This is a genomic window from Streptomyces sp. 6-11-2 (assembly GCF_006540305.1).
Lineage (GTDB): Bacteria > Actinomycetota > Actinomycetes > Streptomycetales > Streptomycetaceae > Streptomyces.
This window is the reverse complement of the sequence record NZ_BJOR01000002.1, coordinates 1-26,754: the sequence shown is the minus strand read 5'-3', so window position 1 is coordinate 26,754 and position 26,754 is coordinate 1. Positions and strand designations below refer to the sequence as shown.

Annotated in this window: 19 protein-coding genes and 1 pseudogene; 13 read left to right on the top strand and 7 right to left on the bottom strand. The window is 72.3% G+C overall.

All coding sequences use genetic code 11. From position 1 onward, the window contains the following. Window positions 1-60: 60 nt before the first annotated feature. Window positions 61-1,149: a hydrogenase expression protein HypE gene (locus TNCT6_RS36215; protein WP_141367198.1), complete on the bottom strand. Its 1,089-nt coding sequence runs from the start codon at window positions 1,147-1,149 to the stop codon at window positions 61-63. Window positions 1,150-1,408: 259 nt separating this feature from the next. Further along, window positions 1,409-2,488, bottom strand: coding sequence for a CdaR family transcriptional regulator (locus TNCT6_RS36210; RefSeq protein ID WP_141367196.1), 1,080 nt, complete (start codon window positions 2,486-2,488; stop codon window positions 1,409-1,411). Window positions 2,489-2,685: 197 nt separating this feature from the next. Between TNCT6_RS36210 and TNCT6_RS36205 the strand changes: the two genes are divergently transcribed. The 8 genes and pseudogenes from TNCT6_RS36205 to mgrA all read left to right on the top strand — a co-directional run bounded on the left by TNCT6_RS36205 (window position 2,686) and on the right by mgrA (window position 14,571). Further along, complete coding sequence (locus TNCT6_RS36205) at window positions 2,686-3,132, top strand: SPW repeat protein (protein ID WP_141367194.1); 447 nt, start codon at window positions 2,686-2,688, stop codon at window positions 3,130-3,132. A gap of 198 nt (window positions 3,133-3,330) precedes the next feature. Next, entirely contained in the window at window positions 3,331-4,776 is a 1,446-nt protein-coding gene (locus tag TNCT6_RS36200) for a glyceraldehyde-3-phosphate dehydrogenase (RefSeq protein ID WP_141367192.1), read from the top strand. Window positions 4,777-4,803: 27 nt separating this feature from the next. Next, a pseudogene (locus tag TNCT6_RS36195) lies at window positions 4,804-5,301 on the top strand (N-acetyltransferase family protein); the annotation flags it as partial. Window positions 5,302-5,490: 189 nt separating this feature from the next. After that, window positions 5,491-7,854, top strand: a complete 2,364-nt coding sequence (locus TNCT6_RS36190; protein WP_141367188.1) for a SpoIIE family protein phosphatase — start codon at window positions 5,491-5,493, stop codon at window positions 7,852-7,854. Between the two features lie 19 nt (window positions 7,855-7,873). Further along, complete coding sequence (locus tag TNCT6_RS36185; protein ID WP_141367186.1) at window positions 7,874-10,747, top strand: SpoIIE family protein phosphatase/ATP-binding protein; 2,874 nt, start codon at window positions 7,874-7,876, stop codon at window positions 10,745-10,747. An 848-nt stretch (window positions 10,748-11,595) separates the two neighbouring features. After that, window positions 11,596-12,756 carry a PP2C family protein-serine/threonine phosphatase gene (locus TNCT6_RS36180; protein WP_373996258.1) on the top strand — a complete coding sequence of 387 codons (1,161 nt, stop codon included), beginning with the start codon at window positions 11,596-11,598 and terminating at the stop codon, window positions 12,754-12,756. A gap of 213 nt (window positions 12,757-12,969) precedes the next feature. Continuing rightward, on the top strand, window positions 12,970-13,377 hold the full coding sequence (locus TNCT6_RS36175; protein ID WP_141367182.1) for a roadblock/LC7 domain-containing protein: 408 nt from the start codon (window positions 12,970-12,972) through the stop codon (window positions 13,375-13,377). 150 nt (window positions 13,378-13,527) lie between these two features. Then, window positions 13,528-14,571 carry an L-glyceraldehyde 3-phosphate reductase gene (gene mgrA, locus TNCT6_RS36170; RefSeq protein WP_141367180.1) on the top strand — a complete coding sequence of 348 codons (1,044 nt, stop codon included), beginning with the start codon at window positions 13,528-13,530 and terminating at the stop codon, window positions 14,569-14,571. 163 nt (window positions 14,572-14,734) lie between these two features. Here the strand turns inward: mgrA and TNCT6_RS36165 are convergent, their stop codons facing one another. Further along, entirely contained in the window at window positions 14,735-16,039 is a 1,305-nt protein-coding gene (locus TNCT6_RS36165) for a PHB depolymerase family esterase (protein ID WP_141367178.1), read from the bottom strand. A gap of 243 nt (window positions 16,040-16,282) precedes the next feature. Here TNCT6_RS36165 and TNCT6_RS36160 point away from each other — a divergent pair, with 243 nt between their 5' ends. Then, window positions 16,283-17,641 carry an endo-1,4-beta-xylanase gene (locus TNCT6_RS36160; RefSeq protein ID WP_141367176.1) on the top strand — a complete coding sequence of 453 codons (1,359 nt, stop codon included), beginning with the start codon at window positions 16,283-16,285 and terminating at the stop codon, window positions 17,639-17,641. A 363-nt stretch (window positions 17,642-18,004) separates the two neighbouring features. Beyond that, complete coding sequence (locus TNCT6_RS36155; protein WP_253266495.1) at window positions 18,005-19,123, top strand: PP2C family protein-serine/threonine phosphatase; 1,119 nt, start codon at window positions 18,005-18,007, stop codon at window positions 19,121-19,123. A 387-nt stretch (window positions 19,124-19,510) separates the two neighbouring features. Here TNCT6_RS36155 and TNCT6_RS36150 read toward each other — a convergent pair whose 3' ends face one another. Beyond that, window positions 19,511-20,584 carry an NAD(+)/NADH kinase gene (locus tag TNCT6_RS36150; RefSeq protein WP_141367174.1) on the bottom strand — a complete coding sequence of 358 codons (1,074 nt, stop codon included), beginning with the start codon at window positions 20,582-20,584 and terminating at the stop codon, window positions 19,511-19,513. A 250-nt stretch (window positions 20,585-20,834) separates the two neighbouring features. Here TNCT6_RS36150 and TNCT6_RS36145 point away from each other — a divergent pair, with 250 nt between their 5' ends. Further along, the gene (locus TNCT6_RS36145; protein WP_141367172.1) at window positions 20,835-21,002 is read left to right on the top strand and encodes a hydrophobic protein; all 168 of its coding nucleotides are present in this window, start codon (window positions 20,835-20,837) and stop codon (window positions 21,000-21,002) included. 83 nt (window positions 21,003-21,085) lie between these two features. Here the strand turns inward: TNCT6_RS36145 and TNCT6_RS36140 are convergent, their stop codons facing one another. The 3 genes from TNCT6_RS36140 to TNCT6_RS36130 all read right to left on the bottom strand — a co-directional run bounded on the left by TNCT6_RS36140 (window position 21,086) and on the right by TNCT6_RS36130 (window position 23,519). Next, window positions 21,086-22,105 carry a sigma-70 family RNA polymerase sigma factor gene (locus tag TNCT6_RS36140; RefSeq protein WP_141367170.1) on the bottom strand — a complete coding sequence of 340 codons (1,020 nt, stop codon included), beginning with the start codon at window positions 22,103-22,105 and terminating at the stop codon, window positions 21,086-21,088. A 55-nt stretch (window positions 22,106-22,160) separates the two neighbouring features. Further along, window positions 22,161-23,030 (bottom strand): DUF2249 domain-containing protein, encoded by an 870-nt coding sequence (locus tag TNCT6_RS36135; protein WP_253266494.1) that lies wholly within the window; start codon window positions 23,028-23,030, stop codon window positions 22,161-22,163. Between the two features lie 156 nt (window positions 23,031-23,186). After that, window positions 23,187-23,519, bottom strand: coding sequence for a cupin domain-containing protein (locus TNCT6_RS36130; protein ID WP_141367168.1), 333 nt, complete (start codon window positions 23,517-23,519; stop codon window positions 23,187-23,189). 196 nt (window positions 23,520-23,715) lie between these two features. Here TNCT6_RS36130 and TNCT6_RS36125 point away from each other — a divergent pair, with 196 nt between their 5' ends. Both TNCT6_RS36125 and TNCT6_RS36120 read left to right on the top strand, forming a co-directional pair. Continuing rightward, on the top strand, window positions 23,716-25,074 hold the full coding sequence (locus tag TNCT6_RS36125; RefSeq protein WP_141367166.1) for a PP2C family protein-serine/threonine phosphatase: 1,359 nt from the start codon (window positions 23,716-23,718) through the stop codon (window positions 25,072-25,074). Window positions 25,075-25,207: 133 nt separating this feature from the next. Then, complete coding sequence (locus TNCT6_RS36120; protein ID WP_253266493.1) at window positions 25,208-26,749, top strand: hypothetical protein; 1,542 nt, start codon at window positions 25,208-25,210, stop codon at window positions 26,747-26,749. The last annotated feature ends 5 nt before the right edge of the window (window positions 26,750-26,754 follow it).

Sequence of the window (26,754 nt, the reverse complement as noted above, 5' to 3'; positions counted from 1 at the left end):
GCTGGGAGATCGGGCTTGCCGCCGGTCGGCGCGGCGGCGGGATGTGCGCCGCCCGCGCCCTCAGGGACGCCAGCGCGGGTCGAAACCGCTGGTCAGTTTGCGTTTGTTGTGGCGCCACTTGGGCTCGTGGTTCACCATGTCGTTGGTCAGGCCGCGCAGTCGCCGGATGACCGCCCCGTAGGGTTTGACCAGCATCGACGACAGGGTGCCGCCGGGCGGCTCGTCCATGAACGGCATGAACGCGTCGGGGAAGCCCGGCATGGTGCAACCGATGCAGATGCCACCGACGTTGGGGCAGCCGCCGATGCCCGCCATCCAGCCGCGCTTGGGCACGTTGCAGTTCACGACCGGACCCCAGCAGCCCGTCTTCACCAGGCACTTGGGAGAGTTGTAGTCCATGGCGAAGCTCGCCTGCTCGTAGTACGAGCCCCGGTCGCAGCCCTCGTGCACCGTCTTCCCGAACAGCCACTGCGGGCGCAGCATGTCGTCCAGCGGCGGCGCCGGCGCCGTCCCCGCCGCGTGGTAGAGCACCCAGATCAGGGTCTCCATGAAGTTCTCCGGCTGGATCGGGCAGCCGGGCACGTTCACCACCGGCAGGCCGCTCTCCGCCTTGAAGTCCCAGCCCAGGTAGTCGGCCAGCCCCATGCAGCCCGTCGGGTTCCCCGCCATCGCGTGGATGCCGCCGTAGGTGGCGCAGGTGCCGGCCGCGACCACGGCCCAGGCCCGGGGAGCGAGTTGGTCGATCCACCAGTTCAGCGTCTGCGGTTCGCCGGTGTCCGGGTCGTTGCCGAACGACGTCCAGTAGCCGTCCCCGTCGATGATCCGCTGGTTCGGGACCGAACCCTCGATGACGAGGATGAACGGGGTCAGCTCACCGCGTACCGCGGCCCGGTACGGGGCGAGGAAGTCCTCGCCGCCGAGGCTCGGCGAGAGCACCTTGTTGACCAGGTTCACCTTCGGCAGACCGGGGATCAGCCCCAGCACCACGTCCTCGATGGAGGGCTGGTCGGCGGCGGTCAGCGAGACGGTGTCGCCGTCGCAGCTCATGCCCTCGGAGATCCAGAGGATGGTGATCTCGTCGAAACCCGCACGCTCCTGGGGCGTCGCAGGCTCCCGGCTGACTTCAGTGGTACCGCCTTTGGTCGTCATGTCGTCGGCCTCCCGTGGAGTCGGTGGGGGAGTCGGTCGCAGGCGGCGGCCCGGAGGCCGCGGCATGCCGGGACGGACGTCGCGGTACCGGCCGGACCGGCCGGGGAGGACGCGTGGTCCTCCGGGCCACGGCGGCGCGACGTACCCACCGAATCCCTTCACCAGGCTCACACCGGTCCGGGAGCTCCGCTCGTTGTGTACGGGCAGTGGAGTGAACGGCGCCGCCGCCGGGCGGACGGCGCTCCTCGGCCGCGGCCCCTCAGAGCTCGGCGGTGGGCCAGCCGAGGAGGCGCGCGCCGATCACGGCGGTCTGGAGGGTGTAGCGGTGCACGGGGTCGGCCGGGTCGGCTCCGGTCAGCTTGTGGATGCGCTCCAGGCGGTAGGTGAAGGCGCGCACGCTGAGGTTGAGGCGGCGGGCCGCCTCCGCGGCCGTGCAGCCGGCGTCGAAGTAGGCGATCAGGGTGTCCAGGAGCGGCTGGGCGCCGCCGCGGGCGGTCGTCAGCGGGCCCAGCGTGTCGCGGACCAGGTCGGCCATGGCCTCCCGGTCGCGGGTCAGGACGGGATACACCAGGAGGTCGGCGGACCGCAGGACGGGCTCCTGGAGGTCCAGCCGGTCCGCGAGTTCCAGGGCGTTGAGGGCCTCCTCGTAGGAGTGGACCACTCCCCCGGCGCCCGGGTGGGGGCGTCCGATGGCGACCCGGCCGCCGTCGGTGGAGGCGTACGCCTGCTTGGCGAAGAACGCCAGGACGTCGTCCTGGTCGCCCGGGGCGATGCAGATGAGCCGGCCGTCCTTGGTGGTGAGCAGGATGCGCCGGTCACCGAACCGGGCGACCACCTCGGTCTCGACGTACCGGGCGGCCGGGTGCGTGTCGTCGACGGGCTCCCCGCCCTGGGCGACGGCCACGGCGTGGGCGCGGGAGAACAGCAGTCCGTAGCGTTCCGCGCGTTCGCCCAGCCGCCCGAGGTCGCTGCGGCCGTAGAGCAGGTCGTCGATGAACTCCCGGCGGGCGGCCTCCTCCTTGCGCATGGCGAGCTTCTGCGCCCGGTCGTGGCCCTCGGCGAACGCGTCGACGGCCTGCTCCACCGCGCTGAGGACCTGTTCGACGCCGGCGGACGCCAGCGCGGGCGCGAAGTCCCTCGCCTCGGAGAGGTGCCGGCGGACGAGCCTGCGCAGTCCGTGACCGGCCTCCGCCGCCCGCTCCCCCTGGGCGCGCAGCAGGTCCAGCTCGTCCCGGGTCAGGCGGCGTCCGGTGGCACAGACGTCGGCCAGGATCTGCGCGTACCCCGTCAAAAACTCGTCGGGTACCTCTGGCCCCGTCACTCGCCCTCCCCGGATCATCCCTGCACGTCAGCGGCGCCCTCTTGACGCACACCCGACAAGATTGACAGACGGACGCGCACTGCCCGCACTGGGCGCGCACTGTGACGTAACTCACCGCAAGAAGACGGGCAAGCGGATATAAACCCCCCATAAGGGGGAAATTGCCTTATAGGAGAACTCCACACTGGCAACCTCATGGAGAGGAGACGGCAGTGATGTCGTATCCGCAGCACTCCACCGGAATGAGCTCGCACCCGGAGATCGCCGAGATGCGAGAACGCCTCGAGCGTACGGCCGCCAGCAACCGGGCGATCGTCATCGAGGGGCTGATCGTGCTGGCCGGTGTCTACGCCGCGATTTCCCCGTGGGTGGTGCACTTCGCCGCCCAGCCCAGCCTCACCGTCAACAACCTGATCATCGGCATTACGGTCGCCCTGATCGGCCTCGGCCTGACCCTGGCCCCCGAGCGCATGTTCCGCCTGGCATGGCTCCTCGCCCCGCTCGGTGTGTGGCTGGTCATCTCCCCCTGGGTCGTACCCGCGGCCCACGGCTCCCGGGCCGGCGTCATATGGAACAACTGCTGGCTGGGCGCGATCACAGCCCTGCTGGGGCTCGCCGCCATGGGGCTGACCGTCGGACTCACCCGCCGCACCCGCCGGTGACCCGACCCACCCGCCACACCCACCGGTGCCCCGGGGAAACCGGCACCCACCAGCCACGACGGAGGGCCCATATCCGCCGACCACAGAGGAATCCCGACCGTGGGCCGTACCCCGCACCACAGCGGGTACGGCCCACTGTCATGATCGACAACCCATGGGGTTAGCATATGAGCGCCGCCTAGCTCGAAAGATAGATCTGTGACTGTCAACGACGACTCGTTCACCAACTGGAAGCACCGCGAAGAGATCGCGGAGTCGATGATCCCGATGATCGGGAAGCTGCACCGGGAGCGGGACGTCACCGTCCTCCTCCACAGCCGCTCCCTGGTGAACAAGTCGGTGGTGAGCATCCTCAAGACCCACCGGTTCGCCCGTCAGATCGCCGGTCAGGAGCTGTCCGTCACCGAGACGCTCCCCTTCCTGCGGGCCCTGACCACGCTCGACCTCGGGCCGTCCCAGATAGACATCGGCATGCTCGCCGCGACGTACCGCGAGGACGACCGCGGCCTGTCGGTGGAGGAGTTCACCGCCGAGGCCGTCGCCGGCGCCACCGGCGCCAACAAGATCGAGTGCCGCGAGGGGCGCGACGTCGTCCTCTACGGCTTCGGCCGCATCGGCCGGCTCGTGGCCCGCCTGCTCATCGAGAAGGCCGGCTCCGGCAACGGCCTGCGCCTGCGCGCCATCGTCGTGCGCGGAGGCGGCGAGCAGGACATCGTCAAGCGCGCCTCGCTGCTGCGCCGCGACTCCATCCACGGCCAGTTCCAGGGCACCATCACCGTCGACGAGGCGAACAGCACGATCGTCGCCAACGGCAACGAGATCAAGGTGATCTACGCCGACGACCCGACGTCGGTGGACTACACGGCGTACGGCATCAAGGACGCCATCCTCATCGACAACACCGGCAAGTGGCGCGACCGCGAGGGCCTGTCCAAGCACCTGCGTCCCGGCATCGACAAGGTCGTGCTGACCGCGCCGGGCAAGGGCGACGTCCCCAACATCGTCCACGGCGTCAACCACGACACCATCAAGCCGGACGAGCAGATCCTGTCCTGCGCCTCCTGCACCACCAACGCGATCGTCCCGCCGCTGAAGGCGATGGACGACGAGTACGGCGTGCTGCGCGGCCACGTGGAGACCGTCCACTCGTTCACCAACGACCAGAACCTGCTGGACAACTACCACAAGGCCGAGCGCCGCGGCCGCTCCGCGCCGCTCAACATGGTCATCACCGAGACCGGCGCCGCCTCCGCCGTGGCCAAGGCGCTGCCCGACCTCACGGCGAAGATCACCGGCAGCTCGATCCGCGTGCCGGTGCCGGACGTCTCGATCGCGATCCTCAACCTCCAACTGGCGCGCGCCACCAGCCGCGAGGAGGTCCTGGACTACCTGCGCAACGTGTCGCTGACCTCGCCGCTCAAGCGCCAGATCGACTTCACCAGCGCCCCCGACGCGGTCTCCAGCGACTTCATCGGCTCGCGCCACGCCTCGATCGTCGACGCCGGCGCCACCAAGGTCGAGGGCGACAACGCGATCCTCTACCTCTGGTACGACAACGAGTTCGGCTACTCCTGCCAGGTCATCCGCGTCGTCCAGTACGTCTCCGGGGTGGAGTACCCGACCTACCCGGCGCCCGCGGTCTGATCCGCACCCGTTGTCCGTCGGCGGGACGCGGTGTGTGAGACTGCGCCCATGATCCGCACCGCGACCCCCGCCGACGTCCCCGTCATCCACGCCCTGATCCGCGAACTGGCCGAGTACGAGAAGGCCCTGGACGAGGTACGGGCGACACCGCGGCAGCTCGCCGAGGCACTGTTCGGCGAGCATCCCGCGGCGTTCGCGCACATCGCGCAGGACGAGGACGGCGAAGCGGTGGGCTTCGCCCTGTGGTTCCTCAACTTCTCCACCTGGCGGGGCGTGCACGGCATCTACCTGGAGGACCTCTACGTCCGCCCGGAGGCCCGCGGCGGCGGGTACGGCCGGGCCCTGCTGACGGAGCTGGCCCGGGTGTGCGTCGAGCGCGGGTACGAACGCCTGGAGTGGTCGGTCCTGAACTGGAACCGTCCGGCGATCGGCTTCTACGAGGCCCTGGGGGCACGCCCGCAGGACGAGTGGACGGTGTACCGGCTGACCGACCAGCCGCTGAAGGCACTGGCTGCGGGAGCGTAGCCGGCCGCGCGGACCGGCCCGCCCGCGCTGCCCGCTCCGCCCGTCCGGCGCGCGTCGCCCCCCTCCCCGCTCCGTCCGTCCCGCCCGCGTCGCCCCCCTCCTCGCGCTGCCCGTTTCCCGGGCGGCGGGACACCGCCCCCGATGGCAACATGGCCGGTGGGGGTCCTGCCCGTGGATGAGGGTGAAGGCATGCGCGTCAACGGCGTGAGCGGCGGCAGTCCGGGTGATCCGCTCATCACGACCACGGCGGTGGCGGTCGTCGACGCCGACGGGCTGATCACCTACTGGAGCCAGGGGGCCCAGGACCTGCTCGGCTACTCCACCGCCGACGTCGTACGGCATCCCGCTCGGGCGCTGCTGCGCGGCCGCGACCCGACCGCCGCGATGTCCCGGCTGCGCCGGAGCGACCGCGCCGGGAACGCGCAGGTCACGCTCCGCCACCGCGCGGGTCACACGGTGCGGCTCATCGTGCGCGTGTGCCCGCTGCTCGCCGCCGACGGCCGCCGCGACTGGCTGGTTCTCGGGGCAGGCGTCCCGGCAGGCACCCCTCCCGAAACCCACGCGCCCGGCACCGCCTTTGCCGGCACCAAGGCGACCGGCACAGCCCCTACCGGTACCGACGCGATCCGCACCACCCCGACCGGCGCCGACGAGGGCAGGCCGTCGCCGGTCGTGACCCGGCACACCCGGCGGACGCTGCTCTCCGGGCAGCCCCAGGTCACCGTCGCCCACACGCCGCCCCGGCACGGCAGGACGGGCCGGCTCGGCCGCGAGCGCACCCGGCCGCGCTCCTTCTTCCCACTGCACGACGACGCGGGCCGAACGCTCGGGATCTGCTACGCCGCCCGGGACGTCACCGTCCAGGACCCGACCCGCGAGCGGCTGGTACTGCTGAACGCCGCCAGCGAACACATCGGAACCACGCTGGATCTCGACCGCACGGTCCGCGAGTTCGCGGAGGTCGCCGTCCCGCAGCTCGCCGACTTCGTGGCCATCGACCTCCTGGACGTCGCGACCACCGGGAAGGGCCCGCCCATCCGCTCGCCGGGCGGCCCGGTCACGCTGCGCCGGGCGGCCCATCTGTCCATCCGGCCGGACCTGCCCAAGGTGATCGCCGAGGTCGGCGAACCCATCCGGTACCCGCCGGGGTCCCTGCAGAACCGCTGCCTGGCCACCGGAGAACCCAGCCGTGAGGCCCTCGGCCCGGGCACGCCCTGGCTCCCCGACGACCCGGTGCGGTGGACCGGGATCAACCGGTTCGGTGTGCACACGCACCTGGTGCTGCCGCTGCGGGCCCGCGGCGTCACGATGGGTGTGGTGACCCTGCTGCGGTGGGAGAACCCCGATCCCTTCACCGAGGACGACCAGCTCCTGATCGAGGATCTCGTGGCACGGGCCGCCGTGTGCGTGGACAACGCCCGGCGCTTCGCCCGCGAGCACCAGGCCGCGCTCACCCTCCAGACCAGTCTGCTGCCGCCCAACCTGCCCCCGCACAACGCCGTCGAGGTCGCCCACCGCTATCTCCCCGCCGACGCGGAGTCGGGGGTGGGTGGGGACTGGTTCGACGTCATCCCGCTCTCCAGTGCCCGGGTCGCGCTGGTGGTGGGCGACGTGATCGGGCACGGCCTGCACGCCGCCGCCAGCATGGGGCGGCTGCGCGCCGCCGTGCAGACGCTGGCCGACCTGGATCAGTCCCCGGACGAACTGCTGGCGCACGTGAACGACCTGGTGATGCGTCTGTCGGACGAGGCCGAGGCGGCCGCCGAGGGCCCGGCGGCGGCCGGCGCGACCTGTGTGTACGCCATCTACGACCCCATCGCCCGGACAATGGTCGTGGCCCGCGCCGGACACCCCACCCCGGCCGTCGCGCACCTGACCGAGCCCGTGGAGTTCCCCGACATCCCCGCCGGGCCGCCCCTGGGGCTGGGCGGCCTGCCGTTCGAGTCGGCCGAGATCCCGTTGGAGGAGGGAAGCGTCGTCGCCCTCTACACCGACGGGCTGATCCAGGCGTCGGACCAGGACGTCGATGTCGGCATCGAGCGGCTGTGCTTCGCCCTGGCCCACCCCGACCGGCCGCTGGAGGAGATCTGCGACATCATGGTCCGCGCCCTGCTGTCGGACCGGCCGCGTGACGACGTCGCCTTCCTCATCGCCAGGACGCGTGTCCTCAGCCCCGACCGCGTGGCGTCCTGGCACGTACCCGCCGACCCGTCGGCCGTGCGCGTGATGCGCGACGACGTCAACGACCGGCTGTCCCAGTGGAACCTCGAGGAACTGGCCTTCACCACCGAGCTGATCGTCAGCGAACTGGTCACCAACGCCATCCGCCACGCCCACGGGCCGATCAATCTGCGGCTCATCCACGAGCGCACCCTGATCTGCGAGGTCTCCGACGGCGGCCACACCTCCCCGCACCTGCGGCGCGCGCGCAGCACCGACGAGGGCGGACGCGGCCTGTTCCTGGTCGCCCAGCTCGCGCAGCGCTGGGGCACCCGGTACACAGGCTCCGGCAAGACGATCTGGACGGAGCAGCCCCTGCCTGACGAAATCTAGGCGAACCCACCCAGCCGCAATGGGATGGAGCGAACAGGGATTGATCGAACAAACCGGTCGCCCGGCAGGGAAGCACGGTGTTAGAAATGAGAACGTGGTCGGTTGTTCCCGCCAGCCCCGGAGGGCAGCGCTACCGCCGTTCGATGAGCGGCGGGCGGACGATCAGGCCCGCCGCCGTCCGGTGACCTGGACGGCCCGGAGCACGAGCGGGTTTCGTTTTCCACCGTCCTGGCGGCCCGGCACGGTGGCCGCGCAGGTCTTCCTGTTGCAGGTGATCGTCATACTCGTGCTGGTCGCCGCGGCCGCCTCCGCCGTGGTGCTCCAGCGGCGGTACGACGGGGAGAACACCGCCAAGGCGCGCTCCCTGGCCGTCGCGGAGGCGTTCGCGCAGGCACCCGGTACGGCGGTGGCCCTCCAGTCGCCCGATCCGTCGGCACTGCTGAAGATCCCGGCGGAGAAGGCGCAGCTGAGTTCCGGTGTCGACTACATCTCCGTACTGAACAAGCGGGGCGTGCGGCTCACCGACCCGGAACCGCAGCTGGTCGGCACCCCGGCGCAGGAGATCGGCCGGGCCATCGCGGGCAAGACCTTCACCGAGACGTTCCACGGCAGCCCCACCGACTCCGTCCGCGCGGTGGTACCCGTGGTGGGCGCCGGCCGGCACGTGATCGGCATCGTCACCGCGGGAATCGAGTTCCAGACCCTGGGGCACCTCCTGGACCAGCAGATACCGATGGTGCTGGACGCGGCGGCGCTGGCCGTGGTGCTCGCGACCGGCGGCACCTTCCTCGTCAGCCGGCGGCTGCGCCGTCAGACCCGCGGTCTCGGCCCGACCGAGATGACCCGCATGTACGAGCACCACGACGCCGTGCTGCACGCGGTGCGCGAGGGCGTGCTGATCGTCGACGCCGGCGGACGGCTCCTGCTCGCCAACGACGAGGCGCGCCGGCTGCTGGACCTCCCCCACGACGCCGACCAGCGGCACGTCACGGACCTGGGCCTGGGGCCGGAGATGACTCGGCTGCTGAACTCGGGCGCGGTCGCGTCCGACGCGGTGTTCCCGGCCGGGGACCGGCTGCTGGCGGTCAACACCCGGCGCACCGCCCCGTACGGCAACGCTCCGGGCCTGGTGGCCAGTTTCCGTGACACCACCGAACTGCGCGCCCTGTCCGGCCGGGCCGAGCTGGCCCGTGAACGCCTGACGCTGCTGTACGAGGCCGGGGTGCGCATCGGCACGACGCTGGACGTACGGCGTACCTCTCAGGAACTGGCCGAGGTGGCTGTCCCGCAGGCGGCGGACATCGTCACCGTGGAACTGCTGGAGTCCGTGCTGCGCGGCGAGGAGCCCACCGGATCGACGTCCCGGATGCGCCGCACCGGGTTGTACGGGACGGACACGCACAGCCCGCTCCAGCCGGTGGGCGACCTCATCGAGTTCGTGGTGGCCGACACGTCGATGGGGGCGGCGCTGCGGCGCGGCGAGGCGGTGCTGGTGCCGGATCTGCACCGCGCGCAGGACTGGCGGTCCCGGGATCCCCAGGGCGCGGTCCGGGTGCTCGACCACGGCATCCATTCGCTGATCACCGTGCCCCTCAGGGCGCGGGGCGTGCTCCTCGGCATGGTCAACTTCTGGCGGGGCGCCGGCTCGGCCCGGTTCGAGGAGGAGGACGTCGCGGTCACCGAGGAGCTGGTGGCCCGGGCGGCGGTGGCGATCGACAACGCGCGCCGCTACTCCCGCGAGCACGCGATGGCGGTGACGCTTCAGCGCAGTCTGCTCCCCAGGGACCTGCCCGACCAGGACGCGCTGGAGGTGGCGTGGCGGTATCTGCCGGCCCAGTCCGGGGTCGGCGGCGACTGGTTCGACGTCATCCCCCTGCCCGGCTTCCGGGTGGCGCTGGTGGTCGGCGACGTCGTGGGGCACGGGCTGCACGCGGCGGTGACGATGGGCCGGCTGCGCACGGCGGTGCTGAACTTCTCGTCCCTGGACCTGCCTCCCGACGAACTGCTCGGCCATCTGGACGAGATGGTGATGCGGCTGGACAGCCAGACGGCGAGCGCGGACGGCGAGGTGTCCGCGGTCACGGGCGCCACCTGCCTGTACGCCATCTACGACCCGGTGGGCGGGCACTGCGCCATCTCCCGCGCCGGGCACGTCGTACCGGCCGTGGTGGACCCCATGGGCCGGGTGACCTTCCCGGACCTTCCCCTGGCACCACCGCTGGGGGTGGGCGGGCATCCGTTCGAGTCGGGTGAGCTGAGCCTGCCGGAGGGCAGCCGGCTCGTGCTGTTCACCGACGGTCTGATCGAGGACCGCGGGCGGGACATCGACGAGGGGCTGTCGATGCTCGCCGAGACCGTCGCGCCCGCGGACCGGACGCCGGAGGAGACCTGCCAGGCGCTGATGGAGGTCATGCTGCCGGAGCATCCGAGCGACGACGTGGCTCTGCTCGTCGCCCGGACGCGGCTGCTCGATCCGTCGCGGGTGGCGGTCTGGGACGTGCCGCTGGACGTGGAGGCGGTCTCCCGGGTGCGCGGCGAGGTGACCCGCCGGCTGCACGACTGGGGGCTGGAGGAGTCCTGCTTCGCCACGGAACTGGTGCTCAGCGAGCTGCTGACCAACGCCATCCGCTACGGCGCCGAGCCGGTCCGGGTCAGGATCCTGCTCGGGCGCACGCTGATCTGCGAGGTGTCGGACGGCAGCAGCACCTCGCCGCACCTCAGGCGCGCGGCCATCACCGATGAGGGCGGCCGCGGTCTGTTCCTGGTCTCGCAGTTCGCGGACCGGTGGGGCACGCGCTATGTGCCGCACGGCAAGGTGATCTGGGCGGAGCTGAGCCTGGACGGCCCCCCGGAGCCGGACCCGGAGGCACTGCTGGACGCGATGGCATGGTGAACGGACCGGCGGCGCCTCCTTCCACGCCGGGGCCGGGTGTGCGGCCGGCCACCGGAGCGGTCACGCCGACCGGGTCGCCGGTGCGGCGGGCGCACCGGTGACCGCCACGGGCACGGTGGATCCAGCCGCGCGAAGCGCCGCCGTCCACTCCCACCCGGCCCTTCCGGCCCACGCCGCGACCACAGGTGCCGGGGACGTCTGCCTCACCCCGCGGGGCAGGGTCCGGCCTCGATGAGCGCGCGTACCGACGGGGACCCGCGCGGCCTGCCTGGTCGTGGGCGCGGCGGGCAACGGCCGCCGGGCACCGGCACGGTGGCCACCGAGGTGGCCGACGGACACCTCGGTGCCGACGAGGCCGCGGCGACGAGGAGCACGAGCACGACGGACCCCCGGACCCACATCGCCCACGCCGCATTGGAACCCCCGCCCACCGGGACCTCCCCCGAGTCCAACCGCGCACGATCCCCCGCCGCCGAGGTAGCGGCACCATGGCCGCCCAAGTGGCCAACAGACACCTCGGCGCCAACCCGATCGGCGACGCCGCGGCGACGAGGAGCACGAGCACGACGGACCCCCGGACCCACATCGCCCACGCCGCATTGGAACCCCCGCCCACGCACGCCACCCCCGGCTCCAACCGCGCACGATCCCCCGCCGCCGGGCGGCGGGTGCCACCCGAACAGGCGCCGGGCGCCAGGGACATCCCGGGGCTTTCACCAGCGCGGCCCCGCCGCCCGGCCGTGCGGCGGCGGAGCTCGTCCGCGGCAGCCGGCCGAGGGGTCGCGCCCGGCCCGTGGACCGGGTGGCTGCGCTCGCACCCCATGCCGCAGCGGTGCACTGTGGTAGGCGTGAGTTCCTGGCAGGGGCGTTTCGCCGACCGGGCGCAGGGGTGGCAGTCGGGTCACATACTGTTGCTGATCCCGGTCGCGCTCATCGTCCTCATCACCGTGTCCGACATCGTCGCCCCTTCCGACATCGTGCTCGGCCCGCTGCTGGTGATAGCCCCCGCGATCACCGCCTGGTTCGAGGGACCGTGGATCACAGGGGTCATCGGTGCCGCCGCGGTGGCGGCCCAGGGGTTCGCGGGCTGGCGGCTGGGCATCCTGCCGTCGCGGGAAGTGTTCGTGCAGATGATCGCCCTCGCGGTGCTCTCCTTGCTGGTCGTGGCCCTGTGCGCGGTCCGCGACCGCCGCTCGCGCGAGCTGGCCCAGGTCCGGTCCGTCGCCGAAGCCGCGCAGCGGGTGCTGCTGTGGCCCCTGCCCACCCGGATCGGCCCGCTTCAACTCGCCTCTCTCTACCTGGCCGCGGAGGACGAGGCGTCGATCGGCGGCGATCTCTACGCGGCCGCCCGCACCGACAGCGGTGCCCGGGTGATGATCGGCGACGTACGCGGCAAGGGGCTGCCCGCCATCGGCGAGGCGGCCCTGCTGCTCGGCGCCTTCCGCGAGGCCGCCCATCACCACGCCGCCCTGCCCTCGCTCGCCGCCTCCCTGGAGCGGAGCATCACCCGCTACCTCTCCGACTTCGAACCCGAGGAGGAGGCCGGGGAGCGCTTCGTCACCGCACTGCTGCTGGAGATCCCGGACGACGAGCCGGTCGTGCGGCTGACCAGTTGCGGCCATGTGGCACCGCTGCTGCTGAGACCGGACAGATCGGTGGTGATGCCGGACCTCACTCCCGCCCCGCCACTCGGGGTCGGCCTGACCGACCCCAACGGCTCCGTCGTCGACGTACTGCCCTTCGGCCTCGGCGACACCCTGCTGCTCTACACCGACGGGGCCGTCGAGGCCCGTGACGGCCGCGGCGTCTTCTACCCGCTGGTCGAGCGGACGGCCCAGTGGGCCGACGGTTCCCCGGAGTCCCTGCTCCACCACGTCCAGCGCGACCTGCTCGGCCACACCGGCGGGCGCCTCGACGACGACGTGGCCCTGATCGCCATCCGCCGTGTCCCCGCCTCGCCCACCGCTCACCGCTTCGGCCGGACGGTCCAGGCCCAGGCCACCCGCTGAACGGCGCCGTCAGGGATATTCACCCCGGGGCTTGCCAAGATGATCACCAAGGCTCGTATAGTGACCGGCAGTTGGGCAACACGTGTCACTGGCGAGTACCAGGCCTCCGAGCCGGCCCCGAGCCGGTGGACCGCGCTCGACGCCGCCACCCCGCCGACGCGGCCGGCTCCCCGCACTCCCACCCGTACGAGCACCCGGAAGGCGAACCACCTCATGACCGGCCAGACCACCGCCGACGACAAGCTCACCTGGCTCCTGGAGGGCCTGCTGGAGCGGACCCCGGGCGCGCGGCACGCGCTGGTGCTGTCCCGGGACGGACTGAAGCTGTGCCGCACCCCGGAACTCACCCCCGACCAGGCCGACCAGCTCGCCGCGATCGCCGCGGGCATCCAGTCGCTGTCGCACGGCGCGTCCACCGAGTTCGGCGACGGCACCGGCGGCGTCCGCTCGGCGATGACCGAGTTCTACGGAGGGGTGCTGTTCATCGTCGAGGCCGGCGAGGGCGCGCATCTGGCGTTGCTCACCACCGAGGACGCCGACGCCGGGCTCGTCGGGCACACGATGAGCGAGCTCGTGGAGCAGCTGGGCGAGCACCTCACCGCGCCGCCGCGTGCCGCCTGAGCCGCGGCCCCGTACGAACGATTCAGAAGCGCAGGCGCTGAGTCCGATGGAACGCAGCGGTTGGACTTCAGGATCATGCTGGAGCAAGGTGGGGGCGTCCCCTCGATCCCGGGGAGACGCCCGTTCATCGCACCACCCGGAGACCACCCGATGACCTACGTCGCGGATCCTGAGCGTTACGACGGCACCATGCGCTACCGGCGCACCGGCCGCTCGGGGCTCGACCTGCCCGTCCTGTCCCTGGGCTACTGGCACAACTTCGGCGACGACCGGCCCTTCGAGACCCAGCGCCAGATCGCCCTGCGCGCCTTCGACCTGGGCATCACCCATCACGACCTGGCGAACAACTACGGCCCGCCCTACGGCTCGGCGGAGATCAACTTCGGGCGCCTGATGAAGCAGGACCTCGCGCCGTACCGGGACGAGATGGTGATCTCCACCAAGGCGGGCTGGGACATGTGGCCCGGCCCCTACGGCCAGGGCGGCGGTTCCCGCAAGTACCTGCTCGCCTCGCTGGACCAGTCACTGAAGCGCATGGGCCTGGACTACGTCGACGTCTTCTACTCCCACCGGCTGGACGCGAGCACGCCGCTGGAGGAGACGATGGGCGCGCTGGACACCGCCGTCCGCCAGGGCAAGGCCCTGTACGTCGGCATCTCCTCCTACGACGCCGAGCGCAGCCGGCAGGCCGCCGCCATCCTGCGCGAGCTGGGCACCCCGCTGCTCATCCACCAGCCCTCGTACAGCATGGTCAACCGCTGGATCGAGACCGAGGGGCTGCTGGAGACCGCGGAGGAGGAGGGCTTCGGCGTCATCGGTTTCACCGCCCTGGCCCAGGGGCTGCTGACCGGGCGCTACCTCGACGGCGTGCCGGAGGACTCGCGGGCCGCGCAGGGCACCTCCTTCGACACCGCCTGGCTGTCCGAGGACATGCTGCGCAGGCTGCGGGCCCTGAACGACATCGCGGCCCGCCGCGGGCAGACCCTCGCCCAGATGGCGCTCGCCTGGGCGCTGCGCGACGAGCGCGTCACCTCCTTGGTGATCGGCGCCTCCCGGGTGGAGCAGCTGGAGCAGAACGTGGCCGCGCTGGACCGCATGGACTTCAGCGCCGAGGAGCTGGCCGAGATCGACGAGTACGCCACCGACGGCGGCGTCGACCTGTGGCAGTCCGCCCGCACCGGAAAGCTCGGCTGACCCGCGCCGAGGGGTTCGTGGACGGGGCGGCCGGACTCCACCGAGCCCGGCCGCCCCGCGCCCCGGCTGCCCCTACGGCCGTTTCGAGGACCGTTTCGAGGCGCCGGGGCGCGTCCGTGGGGCGGTGGTGTCCGCCCGTTCGGCGAGGATGACGACCGGTTTCTCAATTCACCTGGCAGGGGGCTCCGTTGAGGGTGAAGGACGCCGGATTACCGGTGTTTCCGGTGTGGTTGGCCTGGAAGCCCAGGGTGGTGGAGGCTCCGGGGGCCAGGGTGGAGTTGTAGGCGACGTTGCGGGCGGTGACGGCGCCGCTGGTCGGGGAGAAGGTGGCGTTCCAGCCGGAGGTGATGGTCTGTCCGGCCGGCAGGGTGAAGGCCAGCGCCCACCCGTCGATCGGCGCGGTGCCGGTGTTGGTCACCGTGATGGACGCGGTGAGCCCGGTGTTCCAGGCGCTGGTCGTGTACGCCACCCGGCAGGCACCCGCCGGCGGTGTGGTGGGCGGGTCGGTCGGCGGCGGTGTGGTCGTGGAGTCCAGCCCGAAGAAGGAGACGGCACGGGCGGCCATGCCCGAGGTCGGCAGGGTGTGCCCGGTGCCCTGGATGCTGACGGCCTCGACGGATGCCTGGGTGCCGGTGCCGCCGTAGCGCGTACGGGTCCAGGTGGACTGCGGGTGATCGGTGAAGGCGGGAGTCTGACTCACGCCCAGGACGTCGGTCCACTGCTTGATCTCTTCACCGAAGTTCGGGTAGCGCAGGGTGGTGTCCTCGGTGCCGTGCCACACCTGCATGCGCGGCCGGGGGCCGTTGTAGCCGGGGTAGGCACCGCGGGCCAGGTCGCCCCACTGCTGGGGTGTCCTGATCACGGTGCCGTTCGCGCAGGCGCTGTTCCACTCGGAGCCGTCGGTGGTGGCGAAGCAGCCGAAGGGCACGCCCATGAAGGCGGCGCCGGCCTTGAACACGTCGGGGTAGTCGCCGAGCAGGACGTTGGTCATCATCGCCCCCGAGGAGGCGCCGGTGACGAAGACGCGCGCCGGGTCGGCCCCGTAGCGCTGCTGGGCGTAGGTGACCATCGACATGATGCCGACCGGGTCGCTCCCGCCGCCGCGCTTGAGCGCCTGCGGCGAGGACACGTCGAAGCAGCCGCCGCTGCGCGTGGCCGAGGGGTAGATGACGAGGAAGCCGTAGCGGTCGGCCAGCGAGGCGAACTCGGTGCCCGAGTAGAACGCGGGCCCGGAGCCGGTGCAGTAGTGCACGGCCACGAGCACCGCGGGCCGGGCCGGAGCGCTGTCCGGGCGGTACACGTACATGCGCAGGTTGCTCGGGTTCGCGCCGAACCCGGTCACCTCCGTCAGGGAGGCCGCCTGGGCGCTCGGCGCGGCCAGCAGGAGTGCCGCGAGCAGGGGCGTCACACCCGCGAGCAGGGCCGTCAGCAAGGTGCGGAGTCCGGGCCTTCTTCGGGTTCGGGGCATGTCGTCGTCCTTTGCTTCGAAACTTTCGAATCGATTTCGGGAAGGCGCCGCGTCACGCTAGAGGTGCCGCACAGTCGCGTCAACCACTGGGATCACCCGTAACTCACAAAGGGACGGCGGGAGGTCGAGCTTCGGCCATCCCTCAGTACGGCATGCGCGAACCGTTGACCGGCTCCCGTTCTGTTCGTAACCTGCGCGTCACATTCGACCTCGGCAGCGAAACTTTCGAGAAACGGAGATGGCATGCCCATGCCCAGACGGGCGGCGCAGGCGTTCACGGCCGTCCTGCTCGCCGCTTCCACCGTCACGGCCCTGTCGCACACCGCCGCGGCCGCCGACACACTGGGGTCCGCCGCGGCCGGAAAGGCCCGTTACTTCGGCGCCGCCGTGGCCGCGAACCACCTCGGCGAATCGGCCTACGCCAGCACGCTCGACCGCGAGTTCAACCAGGTGACGCCCGAGAACGAGATGAAGTGGGACGCCACCGAGGGCACCCGCAACACCTTCACCTTCGGCGCCGCCGACCAGATCGTCAGCCACGCGCAGGGCCTGAACATGAAGGTCCGCGGGCACACGCTGGTCTGGCACTCCCAGCTCCCCTCCTGGGTGTCCGGCCTGGCCGCCACCGACCTGCGCTCGGCGATGAACAACCACATCACCCAGGTCATGCAGCACTACAAGGGCAAGATCTACGCCTGGGACGTGGTCAACGAGGCGTACCAGGACGGCTCCAGCGGGGCCCTGCGCAGCTCCCCGTTCGCGGACAAGCTCGGCAGCGGCTTCCTCGAGGAGGCCTTCCGCACGGCCCGCGGCGTCGACCCGAACGCCAAGCTCTGCTACAACGACTACAACACCGACGGCGTCAACGCCAAGAGCAACGCGGTCTACGCCATGGTCAAGGACTTCAAGTCCCGGGGCGTGCCGATCGACTGCGTGGGCTTCCAGTCCCACTTCAACAGCGCCTCCCCCGTTCCGTCCGACTACCAGGCCAATCTGCAGCGCTTCGCCGACCTCGGGGTGGACGTGCAGATCACCGAGCTCGACATCGAGGGCTCCGGCACCGCCCAGGCCAACAACTACTCGAACGTCGTCAAGGCCTGCCTGGCGGTGACCCGTTGCACGGGCCTCACCGTCTGGGGGATCACCGACAAGTACTCCTGGCGCAGCAGCGGCACTCCCCTGCTGTTCGACTCCAACTACGGCAAGAAGCCCGCGTACGACGCGACCCTCGCCGCGCTCGGCGGCTCGGGCACCGGCGGCGGAGACGGTGGCGGCGGCAACCCGGGCGGCAACGCCTCCTGCACGGTCTCCTTCACCAGGACCTCGGACTGGAACGACGGCTACAACGGTGAGGTCGTCGTGAAGGCGGGCTCCGCCCCGATCAACGGCTGGACCGTGACGCTCACCTTCACCCCGCCGCAGAAGGTCGCCAGCCTGTGGAACGGCACCGCCGCCTGGGACAGCAGCGGCAACGTCATGACCGTGCGCGCCGCCTCCTACAACGGCAGTCTCGCGGCGGGCGCCTCGACCAGCTTCGGCTTCACCGCGGTGAAGAACGGCAACAACTCCACACCGGCGCTGGGAGCCTGCACGGCGTCCTGAACCGGGCCCGGGCACTTCACGCACGACCGGGGCGCGCCTCGCGGGGCGCCCCGGCCATGCCCCGTCCGCGGCGGTCCCCGGCCTCGCTGACATGCCCTTGCCTGGAGCAATGCCGAGGCGCTGACGGTGCGACACAGCACGCTGGTGGTCTTGATCAAGCCCGCCGGGAGTACCTGTGAACAGGCCGCCTGAGTGTTTCCGCGAGGACCGTCGCCCGGAGCCGGGCCGCACCGCCGTGCGCCCGCCCGGCCCCGCCACGCTCCCGCCGCCTCCCGGGTACCGCCGGGACGAGCGGTGAGGCGGCCCGGCCGCGGCAGGGACGCGGGCACCGGTACGCCGCGCACGCCGAGGAAACACTCGCCGGTGCCCGCCCAGCCCCTGTGGCTGCGCTGGCTGCCGGTCTTCTACGTCGTGGTGGTCCTCGCCGTCGAACCAGTCACCCCGGCGCTGTGGCCGGTGAGCTTCGTGCTCACCGCCCTGCCGCTGGTGGCCGCCTTCGGATACGGCCCCAAAGCGGTCGCCGCCGTCACGGTGTTCGCCATCGTCCTGGAGGGCGTCCTGGCCGGCACCCCGTGCTGTGCGGGCCGTTCGGTGGGCAATCTGTGGGACCGCCACTACGTGGCCAACTACGTCTGCACCTTCGTGGTGGGCATCCTCGGCACGATCCTCGCGGCGCACCGTGCGCGCCGGGAGCACACCCTCGCCACGGTGCGTTCCGTGGCGGAGACCGCGCAGCGCGTTCTGCTGCGCCCGGTCCCCCATCGTCTCGGCCAGGTCTCCGTGGAGACCTTGTACCTCTCCGCGGCGGCCGAGGCGCAGATCGGCGGCGATCTGTACGAGGCGGTGGCGACCGCGCACGGAGTGCGTCTGCTCATCGGCGACGTCCGCGGCAAGGGCCTGGTCGCCGTGGAGACGGCCGCGACCATGCTCGGAGCCTTCCGCGAGGCCGCGCCCGACGAGCCCGATCTGGCGGCTCTGGCCCGGCGCATGGAGCGCAGTATGAGCCGGTATGCCGCGCAGTTGCCCGGCGCGGAGGCGGCCGAGCGCTTCGTGACGGCGGTGTTCGCGGAGATCCCCGACGACGAGCACGTCGTGCGTCTCGTCAACTGCGGCCACCCGCCTCCGCTGCTCGTCAGCGGCGGCCGGGTGACCGAACTGGAGGCGACCGAGCCCTCGCCGCCCATCAACCTCGGTGGGCTGCTCGGCGGCGGCTACCGCGTGGACGTCGAGCCCTTCCGGCCCGGCGACGAGTTGCTGCTGTACACCGACGGTGTCACCGAGACCCGCGATCCCGCCGGCACCTTCTACCCGCTCGCCGAGCGCGTCCGGCCCTGGGCCGGCCTCCCGCCCGGCGAGCTCCTGGCACACCTGCACGCGGACCTGCTCGCCTACAGCGGAGGAAACCTCGACGACGACCTGGCCGCCCTGGCAGCCCACCGCCTCCCCACCGAGCCCGCCCCCGAACAACGACACGGAGCATGACCGAGGCCGGCCGCCCGCACCCGGCCCCTGGGGCACGACCCGGCACGACGGCACGGCCGACTCCGCCGCCAGGAGGCCCACGGTTCCGCTGCCGGTCGGCGCCCGCGCACGTCCGGCTTGACACCGACGGTGTTCCGGCCGCCCGGGCATGTCCCGCCAACCCGCAAGTCCGGCACACCCCTCGGGCACACACGAACCAGCCCACCCGCGCGCCCGGACCGGCCTGCCCGCGCCGGTCCGGTCGACCCGACGGCATCGCGGCCGCCTCGACGTGCCCCGGCCGACCGGCCCGGCACCCGGCGGGCTGCTCGTACCGGTCGGCACCCGCGCGCGGACGAACTCGCCCGCCGGCTCGGGCAGGTCAGCGGCGGCCGGCTCGCCGCGGGATCACGGGACCTGCCAGGCGTCGCCGGGGCGGGCCGGCAGGGCCAGGTGGTCGAGGTCCGCCGGCCGGGGCGACGTCACCGGCCACAGGGGGGCCGGGGTGCCGTCGGCGACCGCGGCCGGGGCGTCGGTGAGGTTCATGCGGTCGCGCAGACGGCCGTAGAAGTCCGTGGGGCCCAGCCGGACGGCCCGCAGCCGGCGCGGGGAGGCGTAGACGCCGATCCAGTCGCCGGGGTCGAGGACACCGCGCAGCTGGCCGTCGATGCTGACGGCGGCCTGGCCCGAGCGTTCCAGGACGCGCATGCCGATCGGTTCGTCCGGCGCGGCCACGACCGAGCGGTTGAACGCCATGTGCGGGGCGACCGGGGTGAAGACGAGGGCGTCCGCCCGGGGCGAGACGACCGGGCCCCCGGCGGCGAAGCTGTAGGCCGTGGAGCCGGTGGGGGTGGCGACCAGCAGCGCGTCGGCCGAATAGGACGCCAGGAGCCGGCCCGCGAGGTAGACGCCGACGGACACCTGCCGGTCCCGGGCCAGCTTCTCCACCACGACGTCGTTCAGCGCGGTGACGTTCATCGCGATGCCCCAGTCGCCGCCCGCCTGGCAGTCGGCGCGGACACGCGGTGGCGGCAGCAGCGGGCGGCGGCCGTAGCTCATCAGCTCCTCGATGTCGGCGGGCACCTCCAGGCGGCGCGAGGCGCGCAGGGTGAGCATCATCCGGCTCTCCACCGTGAGGCGCTCCGCGACGACGGCGTCCAGCGCGGCACGTACGACCGTGACGGGCACCTCCGTGAGGAAACCGACCCGGCCGAGGTCGACGCCCAGGACCATGGCGTCGTTCACGGCGGCCAGCCGGGCACCACGCAGGAACGTGCCGTCGCCGCCCAGGGTGACGATGAGGTCCGGGTCGCCCGCGGCCTCGACCTCCTCCCGGGAGCTGCGCCGCTCTCCGTCGTGCCACACGTCGATGTCCGCGCACCCCACCCCGTGCACGTCGCACCACTCGCGCACGGTGCGGGCGGCGGCCGTGGCCTCACCGCGCCCGCCGTGGACGACCAGACCGATACGACGCACCGTCACCTCTGCCTCCGGATCCGCGCACCCGAGCCGACTCGATGCCGGACGCCATCCTCACCGCGCGGTGCGCACCTCCCGGAACGCCACGCCGCCGGACGGCCCCGCACCACCGCGCCCGACCGCGCCCGGCCGGCACCGACCGGGGCGCGGGCAGCATCCACGAGTTCCCCTGGCTCAGGTGTGGAAACACCGGATTTCCCGGGGTGTTTTCCCGCGCATGCCGGGCATCCGGTGTGTCCGGAGGTTGATATCCATGGTTCCCTTGCTGCTGGTTCTCCTGCTCGCTCTGGTCCTCTTCGGCATCGGGTTCGCCCTGAAGGCGCTGTGGTGGATCGCGATCATCGTGCTCGTGCTGTGGCTGCTCGGTTTCGTCGTACGGCCCGCGGGCGGCGGCCGGAGGGGCCGCTGGTACCGCTGGTGACGGCCGTCGCCTCGGTCCGCGGCGGTCGGAGTGGAGCCGTGCGCCCGGTGATCGTGCCGGGCGCACCGTTCTGCGCGGGCACGTCAGCTCGCCCACGCCAGGAGCCGTTCGCCCGGCTCCTGTTCCCTCAGCTGGGCCAGTGACTGCTTCTCCAGCTGGCGCACGCGCTCACGAGTCAGGCCCACGTGCTGGGCGACCTCGTTCAGGGTTCGCTGGTGCCCGTCGTGCAGGCCGTACCGCAGGCTGAGGATGAGAGCCTCGCGCGGCGCCAGTGTGTCGACGGCCTCCCGCAGTTCCTCGGCCAGCGCCTGGTACTCGGCGACCTCGGGGGCCTGCAACACCTCCGTGTCGGAGATGAGATCGCCGACCACCGTCTCGCCGGTGTCGTCCACCGGCATGTCCAGGCTGATCACCTGCCGGCCGACGCGGCGCAGCCAGACGACCCTGTCCTCGGCGAGGCCGCTCTCGCGGGCGACCTCCTCGACGGTCGGCTCGTGTTCGAGGCTCAGCTGCAACTTGCGTTCGATCTTGGCGAGCTTCTGCAACTGCTCCACGACGTGCATCGGCAGCCGCACGGAACGCGCGTGCGTGGCGAGGCCGCGCTCCATCGCCTGGCGGATCCACCAGGTGGCGTAGGTGGAGAACTTGAACCCCTTGGTGTGGTCGAACTTCTCCACGGCCCGGATCAGGCCCAGGTTGCCCTCCTGGATGACGTCGAGCAGCGGCAGCCCGCGGTGGGCGTGGCGTTTGGCCATCGCCACGACGAGCCGGAGGTTGGCCCGCACCATGTGGTCCTTGGCCTCCTGACCGTCCCGCGTGGCGGCCTCCAGTTCCCGCCGGCGCTCCGGCGCGAGCTCACGGCCGTCCTCGTCGGCCTGCCGCAGTTCCGCCATGGCGTGCAGACCGGCTTCGATGCGCCGGGCGAGCCGCACCTCGCCCTCCGCGTCGAGCAGTGGTGTCATCCCGATCTGGCGCAGGTACTGGCCGAGCAGGTCGGGTTCGCCATCGAGTTCGGGCACCGCGTCGTACCGCTTGGTGGCACGGGCCGGCGCCCGTCGTCCGTTAGGCGCGGACGCCGCCGTCCTCTGCTTCGCGGGAGCCATCACGCGCTCCTCATCTCCTCGCGGCCGCCGCTCGGGTACCCGCAGCGGCCACGGGCTATACGTCCTGGCCGGGGTACGGGTCCTCCCCCCTGCCCGGACGCCGGGAGCCGTTCCGCCCGGCGGCGGACGAGGCGGGTCGGACCTCGGGAGCCCTCCGGCCGATGCGCACCTGCCATCGCGTGGGTCCGGATTCGAGGTAGTCCCAGGTGAACACGCCGGGAAGGGTGGCTTCGAACTCGCGGCGCAGCGGCTTGGGGTCGTGGTTGTCGACCAGGGGGAACGCTTCGCCGGGCCCCAGGCGGGCGAAGCGGGCGAAGCGGGCGAAGATGCGCGGGTGGCGCCTGCTGTGGGGGATCGAGGTAACGTCGACGACGGCGGGCCGGTCGAGCCGGCCGCCCTCGAGCAGGGTCTCGAAGTCCGCGGTCAGGAGCGGCAGGTCGGCGCCGGGCAGGAGGGCGAGCACGGGCAGCAGCACGTCCTGTTCGACGGCGAGATGGACGGTGAGAAGGCTCGTGACGTCGCGGGCGGCACCGTCCGCGGAGTCCGCGTCGTCGGCCGAGGCGAGCGCGTCGATCCGGGCGGCCACAGCGGCCACAGCGGCCGCGGTGGCCCGTAGAGCCCTGATCAGCAGCCGGGTCTCGGCCGCGCCCGCGGCCGGTGCGTACAGCGCCTGGTCGGCCGCGGCCAGGTGGCGGCGCACCTCGCCGGTGCAGAAGTCGGTCAGGGCCGCTCGTGTCCGTTCCCGGTCGGCGCGGCCCAGACGGAGTTCGGTCAGCAGCGCCGTCTTGGACCGCAGCGCGGTGAGCAGGCGGCGCCGCGCTGCCAGGATCGTGGCCTCGGCCAGGACGGCCGGGTCGGTCGTGGTGTTGCGGATGTGGACCTCGAAGGACTGTGCCACGGCTGTCCTCTTCTCGTTCTCGCTCACCGCCACACGGGCACCCCGGCGATTCCCCCATTATTACATGTGCTATTGGTAAAAATAACGGGAGCTGTGGGGTTCGGCTCCGCCTCGGCCCGGCACCGGCGGGCCGAGGCCGATGGAACGCGGCCATCCGCCGATCGCCGCGGGCGACCGCCGGGGTCAGGACGTCTTGGTGACCGTCAGCAGGACCGCGGCGTCCTCCAGAGCCTCCAGGCTGTGCCGGGCCTGCGGCACGATGAGCAGGTCCCCCGCCATGCCCTCCCACGACGTGTCGCCGCTGCGCAACAGCACCCGTCCGCGCAGCACCAGGACGGTCGCCTCGCCCGGGTTGTCGTGCTCGGCCAGGGCCGTGCCGGCGCGCAGGGTGATGAGGGTCTGGCGCAGTACGTGCTCGTGGCCGCCGTAGACGGTCTCCGCGCTGCGGCCGGCCGAGGACGCCTCGGCCCGTTCGAGGTGCTCGCGTGCGAGGGCGTCGAGGGAGATCTTCTGCATCGCTGTGACTCTTCCTCACGAGGGGAGCTGAGCTGGGCAGTTCCGTAGCGTACGCCGGTACGCCGCGGCCTTCGGGCTTTCCCCCTCCGGCTGGTGACCGGTTGGGAGGGAGCCACCCCCCTCCCACCCGGCGTAAGGTGGCCGTGCCGGGCCCGGACGGTGAGGACGAGCACCGGCCCTGCCCGGGAGGTGCCCCATGTCGGACGATCCATGGTGCCCGGAAGCGGAAGAGACGGCCGGCCACGGGGACGCCGCCGTCCAGGGAAGCGGCCTGACACCGGGCGGTGAGGCCTTCGAGGAACTCAGCGCCCAGATCCGGCAGCTCAGCCTGGACCGCCGCAGGCTGCACCGCCTGCTGGACGCGGTCGTGGCCATCAGCGCCGACATGGACACCCGCTCCGTGCTGCGGCACCTGGTGCAGGCGGGCACCGACCTCGTCGCCGCGCGCTACGGCGCCCTCGGCGTGCTCGGCGAGGGCGGGGAGATCGTCGACCTGATCACCGTGGGCGTCGTCGACGCCGAGCGGCTTCTGGCCGAGTCCGGGCTCCCGCAGAGCCATGGACTGCTGGGCAGGCTGATCGAGGAGCCCAAGCCGCTGCGGGTCGACGCCATCGCCGCCGATCCCCGCGCGGTCGGCTTCCCGGACGGCCACCCGGTCATGACCACCCTGCTCGGAGTCCCGCTCACCGTGCGCGACACCGTCTACGGCAACCTCTACCTGGCCGACAAGGAGGACGGCACACCCTTCGCCGACGCCGACGAGGCCCTGCTGACCGCGCTGGCCAGCGCCGCGAGTGTCAGCATCGAGAACTCCCGCCTGTACGGGCGGCTCAAGCGGGCCGCCGAACAGTTCCAGCGCCGTCTGCTGCCGGTGCTGCCCGACCTGTCCCCGCTGCGGGTGGAGGCCCGCTACGAGCCGGCGTCCGAGCTTCCCCACCTCGGTGGTGACTGGTACGACGCCCTCGGGCTGCCCGACGGGGCGGTCCTCGTCGTCGTCGGTGACGTGACCGGCCACGACGTGGAGGCGGCGCCGATGATGGGGCAGATCCGCAACATGCTGCGGGCCCTGGCCTTCGACCGGTGCGGGCCGCCCAGCATGATCGTGGACAGGCTCGACCGGGCACTGACCGCCCTCAGCGACCCGCCGGCCGCCACCCTGGTCCTGGCCCGCATCGAGCGGGAACCGGACGCCGGGTACGCCCTGCGCTGGACCAACGCGGGGCATCCGCCGCCGCTGCTGATCACCGCCGACGGCACGGCGCGCTGTCTCGCTCCCGACACGCACGGCATCCCGGTCGGCGTCGAACCGGGCCTGCCCCGACCCGACCACTGGCAGCCGCTGCCCCCGGAGAGCACCCTGCTGCTGTTCACCGACGGCCTGATCGAGCGCCGCGACCGGGACATCGACGCCGGTCTGCGGGACCTGGCGGACCATGCGGCCACCCTGGCCTCCGCCCCGCTGGACGCGCTGTGCGACGCGCTGCTCGGCCGCCAGGACGGCTACGACGACGACGTGGCCCTGCTGGCCCTGCGCGTGCCACGCCTGCCGGACTGAGCGGACGTCCGCGTCCGGGAGTCCGCCGCTCCCCCGGACGGCCCAACAGCGCTGGGCAGGAGGGGGAGATGGCGCGTGAGCGGTGGGTGCGTGGTGGAAGGCATGGCGAACCTGCGAGTCGGAGGAGAGCCAGATGCCGGATGCTGTGGTCGAGGGTGCCGCGGGCGGCGACGGTGCCGTGCCGGTCGGCTCCGGCGGGCGCCCCTTCGAGCAGGTGGGCGCGGTCGCCGACGCCGTCCTCTACGAGGGCTACCTGCTCTATCCGTACCGCCGCTCCTCCCCCAAGAACCGCGTCCGGTGGCAGTTCGGGGTGCTGTTGCCGCGCAACTGGGTGGAGCACGACGGACCCGTCACGGTCGGCGTGTCGGGCTCCGCCGACTCCTGGTACCAGCAGACCGAGTGCCTGCTGAGGGACCACGGGCCCGACGCCGTGGTGTGGATCAGAGTGCGTTACCTCCAGGCGCAGCACAAGCAGGTGGAGGAGACCGGCCCGGACGGCGGGCACCACCCCGTGGAGTCGCTGCGGACCGGCGACGGCACGACGCATCTGACCTTCGACGAGGCGGTGCCGCGCGAGACCGACCTCGTCGTGCCGCTGGAGGACCTGCTGCGGCGGGAGTGCACCGCCCCGGTGGGAACGGCGGGCGGCGAGGAGAGCGAGCCGCTGCCCGGGGGCGCCGGGCGGATCGTACGGCGGCGCGCGGAGATCCGGGCGGACACCACGCTCACGGCAGAACGCCTCGCGGACGGACTGGTCCGGCTGCGCGTGCGCACCGAGAACACCGGGCACGCGGCGGATCCGCGGGTCCCGCGTGACGCGGCACTGCGCCAGGCGCTCATCGCCACGCACACCCTCGTCGGCGGCACGGACGTGGAGTTCGTCTCGCTGACCGACCCGCCCACGGACCTGCTGGAGCACGTCCGCGACTGCCGCAACGCGTTCACCTTCCCCGTCCTCGTCGGCGAACCGTCCGCCGCGGACGACGGCACCGGCACCGCGGACCACGCCCAGTCGCCGGACGGCGCCACCGGACCCGTGCTGCTCTCCGCGCCGATCATCCTGCCCGACCGTCCCCAGGTGGCGCCCGAGAGTCCGGGCGACCTGCACGACGCGGCGGAGATCGACGAGATCCTGACGCTGCGGACGATGCTCCTGACCGACGAGGAGAAGCGCGAGGCGCGCGCCACCGACCCGCGCGCCGCCGAGATCCTGGACCGGGTGGACAGCATGCCGCCGGAGGTCCTCTCCCGGCTGCACGGCGCCATCCGTTCGCTGGCTCCCACGGCCCCCGCCGCACCCGCCGCCACAGCCGCCCCGGGGGAATTTTCCGCGGAGCGGCCCGCCTGGTGGCAGGAGGGCGGTGACGACGGCCTCTCCCCCACCACCGAGACGGTGCTCGTCGACGGCGTTCCCGTGGGAGGCGGCAGCCGTGTCCGGCTGCGTCCGCGCGGCCGGGGCGCCGACGCCCAGGACATGTTCCTGGCCGGACGGACCGCGCGTGTGGCCGCGGTCTTCCACGACGTGGACGGCAGCGTGCACCTCGCCGTCACCCTCGACGACGACCCCGCGGCCGAACTGCACACCTGGTACGGCCGCTTCCACTACTTCCGGCCCGACGAGCTGGAGCCGTACACCGCCACCGACTCCCGGAACCCGAACAGTGAGGGGCAGTAATTCAC